Raw genomic sequence first — 2418 nt, forward strand, 5'->3', positions numbered from 1 at the left:
CATGGAACCGTCCGAATGGAAATAGTACCATTTACCGTCAATCTGTTTCCAGCCGCCAGTAAACATCCAGCCGTTACTGTCCAGCCAGTACCATTTTTTATCGTCTTGCAGCCAGCCGGTGGCAGGTTTCCCGTTTTTCATGTACTGCCAGGAGCCGCTATGATTCTGTACCCATCCCTGGGCTGTCTGCGGGTCAATGACAATCTCCACAAACCGCCGCAGGACGGTAGCGACCTCGGCGCGGGTGGCGGTTCCTTTCGGGTCAAAGCGGTTGCCGCCTTTCCCCGCCATGATACCCGCCTGCTGCATGGCTTTGACCTCCTTTGCCGCCCAGCCGCTGATCTGCGCGTTGTCCGCAAAGGTCACAGCTTCATGGGCAACCGGCAGGTCATAGCCCAGCTTTTTCGCGTAATTTGCCATAATGACCGCCATCTGTTCCCTGGTGATATTGGTGTCCGGGGAAAAGGTGGTGGCGGAGGTGCCGTTTACAATGCCTTTTTCTGCCGCCCAGTTCACATACGGGGCATAGTAGGCGTCTGCTTTCACATCGGTGAATTTCCCGGTTTTGTAGCTGTCCGGGTCGATGCCTGCCAGCCGCCCCAGGGCGGTGACAAACATTCCCCGCGTCATGCCCATATTGGGGCTGAACTGGTTGTTTCCAGTACCGGTGAGCAGCCCCCGGCTGGCTACAAAGATGATGTTATCCTCCGCCCAATGGTTCTTAATGTCTGTAAAGACCGGGACAGGGTTCTTGTAGCCGATGCCGTAGATGCTGAAATGCCCGGCTTCAAAAACAACCGTACCCAGGTCAGGGTCATAGCTGGATTTTGTCAGCCATTCCACCTTGCCCTTGCCATCTACATAGACCGCATAGAGATTTCCGGTCTGTTCCTCCTTTGCCGGAGCATAAGGCAGACGGACAGCGATGGTGTGGCCGTCAAAATCGGTAATCGGCGTTTCCTTTCCACCGGCGAGATACACCAGCGACAGGTCATAGACCGGCCTTGTGCCGATGGCAGCTTTGGCCTCCTTGGACAAGCTGGCCTGACTAATCTGTTTTACCCGGAGGATAATGTCGCCGTTTGCTGATGCCGTATCCAGCCATTTCAGCAGGCCGGCATCCATTCCCTCCACAATTACGCCCTCAATATTGATTTCCAGCCGTTTTACCTTCTCCCGGACAAGGGTATCCAAAGTTTGGGCCTTGATTGTCACGCTGAAAGAGGTCTGGCCCTTTTGGGGGCTGACAGGAATGACAACCGCCACGCCGTTTGCGGTATTGCCGTTCTTTTTCGCATCGTTCTTTGCCGCGTTGATGGCGGACTGGACAGCGCCGTTATCCAGTGCCACATTCCCGTTTTTATCCGGTGTTGCCGGTTTGGTCTGGCTGGTGGTAGGAGTGTCCGGCTTGGTTTCGTCGGGACGTGCTACAATCGTGGAGCCGCCGCCGGAGGAACCATTGTCACCGCTGGAAGAACCGTTGCCGCCGGACGAGGAACCTCCCCCGCTGCCGGAACCGCCAGAGTTTCCGCCGCCGTTGCTGTTTTTTACAAATACTGCTTTGACGGTCACATTAGTGTCGGGCATGGTAAAGCTGTTGTTACTGATTGTCACGCCGCCGGATATGACCTGCCATTCCTTGAAATGATAGCCGCTGTCCGGTGTGGCGGTCAGGGTGATTTTTGTCCCTTTCTCCGCTGATGTTGGAGAAGCGGAAGCTGTGCCGCCGGTTCCAGCCTGCACCGTTACGCTGTATCGGGTCGGCTGTGGCGGTGTGCTGCCGTCCTTTTCAAATACTGCCTTGACAGTCACATTTGCGGCGGGCATGGTAAAGCTGTTGTTGCTGATTGTCACGCCGCCGGAAATCACTTGCCATTCCTTGAAATGATAGTCGGTACTCGGTTTGGCAGTCAGGGTGATTTTCGTCCCTTCCTCTGCTGATGATAGGGAAGCGGAAGCTGTGCCGCCGGTTCCGGCCTGCACCGTTACGCTGTATCGGGTTGCTTGTGGCGGGTCGCTGTCCTTTTCAAATACTGCCTTGACAGTCACATTTGTGGCGGGCATGGTAAAGCTGTTGCCGCTGATTGTTACGCCGCCGGAGATTACTTGCCATTCCTTGAAGTGATAGCCGGTACTCGGTTTGGCAGTCAGGGTGATTTTCGTCCCTTTCTCTGCTGATGATGGGGAAGCGGAAGCTGTGCCACCGGTTCCAGCCTGCACTGTTACGGTATATTTGGCAGGTGGCAAGGGTTTACTGGTAATTGTCAGGGTTCCGTTTTCATAAACAATCTGGTCTTTGTAATTGCCGCCCTCCGGGACTTTTGCTCCGCTGGCCGTGACCGTCACAGAGCCGGTTTTGGAGGTATCCGGGGCTTCGGCATAGGCTACGGTTGGCGGGGTTTTCAGGTTTTCACCTTG

Annotated in this window: 1 protein-coding gene; it reads right to left on the reverse strand. The window is 55.4% G+C overall.

Features of this window, described 5'->3' with window-relative positions:
- Positions 1 to 2418: InlB B-repeat-containing protein (locus tag C814_RS24160; RefSeq protein WP_016315936.1), on the reverse strand; the 2418-nt coding region annotated here is incomplete at both ends.

The sequence above is a fragment of the Anaerotruncus sp. G3(2012) genome (assembly GCF_000403395.2).
Classification (GTDB): domain Bacteria; phylum Bacillota; class Clostridia; order Oscillospirales; family Ruminococcaceae; genus Anaerotruncus.